At 62.4% G+C, this 3,807-nt stretch carries 5 protein-coding genes; 3 read left to right on the forward strand and 2 right to left on the reverse strand.

The features are described 5' to 3' along the window. Positions 1 to 920: mandelate racemase/muconate lactonizing enzyme family protein (locus GSQ76_RS24260; protein WP_158746679.1), on the reverse strand; the 920-nt coding region annotated here is incomplete at its 3' end. Between the two features lie 133 nt (positions 921 to 1,053). Between GSQ76_RS24260 and GSQ76_RS24265 the strand changes: the two genes are divergently transcribed. Beyond that, on the forward strand, positions 1,054 to 1,770 hold the full coding sequence (locus GSQ76_RS24265; protein ID WP_158746680.1) for a FadR/GntR family transcriptional regulator: 717 nt from the start codon (positions 1,054 to 1,056) through the stop codon (positions 1,768 to 1,770). 5 nt (positions 1,771 to 1,775) lie between these two features. Here the strand turns inward: GSQ76_RS24265 and GSQ76_RS24270 are convergent, their stop codons facing one another. Then, a complete protein-coding gene (locus tag GSQ76_RS24270; RefSeq protein WP_158746681.1) occupies positions 1,776 to 2,129 on the reverse strand; it encodes an MGMT family protein in 354 nt (117 codons plus the stop codon). A gap of 82 nt (positions 2,130 to 2,211) precedes the next feature. Between GSQ76_RS24270 and GSQ76_RS24275 the strand changes: the two genes are divergently transcribed. Both GSQ76_RS24275 and GSQ76_RS24280 read left to right on the forward strand, forming a co-directional pair. Next, the gene (locus tag GSQ76_RS24275) at positions 2,212 to 2,694 is read left to right on the forward strand and encodes a metallophosphoesterase family protein (protein ID WP_158746682.1); all 483 of its coding nucleotides are present in this window, start codon (positions 2,212 to 2,214) and stop codon (positions 2,692 to 2,694) included. Between the two features lie 65 nt (positions 2,695 to 2,759). After that, on the forward strand, positions 2,760 to 3,807 hold a 1,048-nt coding region (locus tag GSQ76_RS24280; RefSeq protein WP_254070610.1), incomplete at its 3' end, for an amino acid permease.

The following is a 3,807-nucleotide window of genomic DNA, read 5'->3' on the forward strand; positions in this document are numbered from 1 at the left end:
ATCTTTCGCCCGACCGTGAGGCCGCCGCACCAGGCAAGGTCCAACATCACCACGTCGATCGCCTCGGCAGCCAGCAGGTCGCGGAACGGCACCAGGCCACCCAGCGTCTCGCTGCCGCAGATCGGCACGCGGGTTTGCCGACGCAAGTCGGCCAAGGCAGCCACGTCGCTCATCTTGCCAACCGGGTCCTCGGCCCAGAACACGCCGTAATCTTCCAGCGCTCGACAGATGCGCGCGGCGGCGTGAGTGCCCCACAGACTGTGTAGCTCGCACATCACTTCGATCCGGTCGCCAACGGCGTTGCGGATCTTGCGGAACGGCTCCAGCCCTGCCTTCAGATCCTCGAGCGTGATCAGGTGGCCGCCGGAAGCGGGAGCGTAGACATCGAACGGCCAGATCTTCATGGCGGCGTAGCCTTCCGCCAGCAGGCTCTCGGCCAGCGCTCCGGCGTCGCGCGTGAAGGCGATCTGGTCGTCATAGGGGCCGCGAGCCTCGTCCGACGCGCTGATGTCGCGCCGCTGGACACCGGCCGTGTTGTAGGTGTAGCCGGCACAGGTGTTATAGGCCCGGATATTCGGACGGGCTGCACCCCCCAGGGCTTCATACACGGGGATACCATGTCGCTGCCCGGCGAGGTCCCATAGGGCTATATCGACGGCGCTGGCCGCCCGGATTTCGGCCCCGGCGCTGTCGAAACCCAGATAGGGCGACATCAATTGGCGGGAGATCGCCTCGATCTGCTTGGCATCGCGGCCGAGCAGCCATGGGGCAACCTGCTCGTGCAGCGCCCCCTCGACAGCCTGCGCCCCCCGGAACGATTCACCGAGGCCGGTCAGGCCGTCCTCCGTTTCCAATTCCACCCAGATGAGGTTCGGTCGTTCCGCAATTCTGATCGTGCGAATTGCTGTGATGCGTTGCATCTGCTTGCCTTTGGCCTTGAGGACGTTAGCGCGGATCTCAAACAGATTAACCCGTCCTGTCAACCAGATTTGACTGTTATTGACAGCCTATTACAGCTTGCATCATTCGTGTGTGCACGAGATGGTTCTGGCCATGACCGACGATGACGCCAATCGCTCGCTTGGAGAGCAAACCTACCAGCGCTTGGTCGCATGGATGCGGCAGTCGGCCATGGAGGAAGATACGCGTCTGCCGGGCGAACACGCCCTTGCGCACCAATTCTCCGTGTCCCGGCCCATACTGCGGCAGGCATTGGCACGGTTGCGGGCGGAGGGTCGGCTGTATGCGCGGAAAGGATCCGGCACCTTCGTGCAGGCTGGAACGCGCGCGCTGCCGGCCATGACGTTCCAGCCACTTGCGAATATTCCCGACGTCCAACGGTTTCTGGAATTTCGCTGCAGCGTGGAGCGTGCAATGGCGGCCGATGCGGCCCTGCGCCGAACCGCCGATGATATCCGGGCAATCGCCGCCGCCCAGCCCGCGCTGGAACATGACATGGCAACGGGCCAATCTGGAATAGAGGCCGATATCGCCCTGCATGCCGCCATCGCCCGGGCCAGTGGCAACCGGTTTTACGTAGCGGTGCTCGATGCGCTGAGTGAGCAGACGCGCTTCAGCATCAAACTTACCCGCGAGCTTGCGACACGCCCCGCTGCCGACCGGGCCCGCGACACGCACTCCGAACACGCCCGCGTATGCGACGCCATTCGCAACAGCGATGTGGAGGAGGCGCGGCAGGCAATGGATGCGCATCTACAGGGCGGGATCGCGCGGCTATTCGGCCAGTCGGCAGACCCGGCGCGAGCGTGACCGTTCTAGCCATGCCAGCGAAAGCGCTCCAGGTTGAAGCGGTTGTTGTCGTCGAACTCGATGCCTTCCTTCTCCAGCAAGCGCTGCTGTAGGGCGTCGCCGCCGTTTCGAGATTGGGTGTAGGACACCTCACCCTTGGCGTTGACGACCCGATGCCAAGGGATTTTGATTGCGGGATCGAGATGCTGCAGGACATGGCCTACGAGCCGGGCCCGCCGGGGCAGACCGGCCATGGCGGCGACCTGCCCGTAAGTGGCAACCCAGCCCTTGGGAATGCCGCGAACGACGGCGCAAATTGCCGCGATGGCTTCATCGGCCTGGGCGGGAGCGGTTGGGGCTAGCTTGCGCTTCGTTGGCATCGGGAGCTTTGTCGATATCCTATAACAAGTGGTTTCAGTCAGCTTGACGTCGTCTGCACGTGAACGACGAGAGATCCTTCGAATGTCCCCAAATTATATCGTCGGCCTTATTTCTGATACCCACGGGTTTCTTCGGCCCGAGGCACTCGATCTCCTCCGGGGAAGCAACTTTATCGTGCACGCGGGCGACGTCGGTGATCCGCTGATCCTGCCCGCACTTGCTCGGATCGCGCCTGTCACCGCAATCCGCGGCAACGTCGACACGGCCGCATGGGCGCAATCGCTTCCGGAGATGGCGGTGCTTCACGTTGGCGAGGTCACGTCCCTGTATGTGCTTCACAGTATCCAGGACCTCGACCTCGATCCCGTCGCAGCGGGGTTTCAAGCCGTTATCTCCGGCCACTCCCACAAAGCGGGATTTCGATGGAAAGATGGAATTCTGTACGTCAATCCAGGGAGCGCCGGTCCACGCCGCTTCTCGCTGCCCATATCGGTTGGCCGCCTGGTTGTCGACGCGGGCGAGATCTCGGTTGACCTCATCGAAATTGAGCGGAAATCGGGTTAACTGCAAGTGGACCAATCGTCGCGCCTGGGTGGGATCTGTGGCCGGGTGCCGCCGTTGGCAGACGTATGATGGGTCTGCTCCACCACCTCGCCGCCCGAAAGCCGATTGGGTCGGACAAAGATGCCGGGCTTCAACGCACCCTTGGCGCGGCCAACCTGGTCTCGCTCGGCATTGGCGCAATCATCGGCGCAGGCCTGTTCTCGCTGACGGGGATTGCGGCAGCCGATTATGCCGGGCCTGCTGTGGTGCTGAGCTTCCTGCTCGCTGCCGCCGGGTGCGCATTGACGGGGCTGTGCTACAGCGAACTAGCCAGCATGATCCCGTCAGCCGGCTCTGCCTATGCCTACGCCTATGCGACGCTGGGTGAACTGGCCGCATGGATCATAGGTTGGGATCTGTTGCTCGAATATGCCGTGGGCGCTGGCACCGTGGCGGTCTCGTGGTCGAGTTACGTGCAGTCGCTCCTGCATGGCTGGGGCGTGAACTTGCCGCACAGCCTGGTCGCGGCACCAGACGCGGGTGGTATTGTCAACTTACCGGCGGTCGGGATCATACTGGCGATCTCGCTGCTGCTGATCGCGGGCATCCGAGAATCGGCACGGGTGAACGCCGTGATCGTGGTGCTGAAGGTGGCAGTGGTACTCACCGTCATCGGAGTTGGCGTGTTCTATATTGCGCCGGCGAACTATCATCCGTTCATCCCGGACAATACCGGCACGTTTGGTAGCTTTGGCTGGTCCGGTATTTTGCGTGGTGCGGGTGTGGTGTTCTTCGCCTACTTGGGGTTCGACGCGGTCAGTACAACGGCAGCGGAGGCCAAAGAGCCGCAGCGGACCATGCCGATTGGAATTCATGGATCGTTGGTCATCTGCACCATACTCTATGTGGCTTTCGCCGTCGTGCTGACGGGAATGGTCAATTACGAGCAAATGCATGGTGATGCCGCTCCGGTTGCCACAGCGATCGGGCGCACGCCATTCGTGTGGCTGCAGGTAACAGTCAAACTTGGGATAATCCTGGGCTTCACATCCGTACTTTTGGTCGGATTGCTGGGACAAAGCCGGATCATGTTCGCCATGGCACAGGACGGCATGCTGCCTGCGGTCTTCGCGC

Origin of the sequence: Acidisphaera sp. L21, from assembly GCF_009765685.1 — a bacterium.
GTDB lineage: Bacteria > Pseudomonadota > Alphaproteobacteria > Acetobacterales > Acetobacteraceae > LMUY01.

Coding starts and splice junctions, on each gene's coding strand:
- GSQ76_RS24265 (WP_158746680.1), top strand. CDS start 1,054: ATGACCGACGATGACGCCAATCGCTCGCTTGGAGAGCAAACCTACCAG.
- GSQ76_RS24270 (WP_158746681.1), bottom strand. CDS start 2,129: ATGCCAACGAAGCGCAAGCTAGCCCCAACCGCTCCCGCCCAGGCCGAT.
- GSQ76_RS24275 (WP_158746682.1), top strand. CDS start 2,212: ATGTCCCCAAATTATATCGTCGGCCTTATTTCTGATACCCACGGGTTT.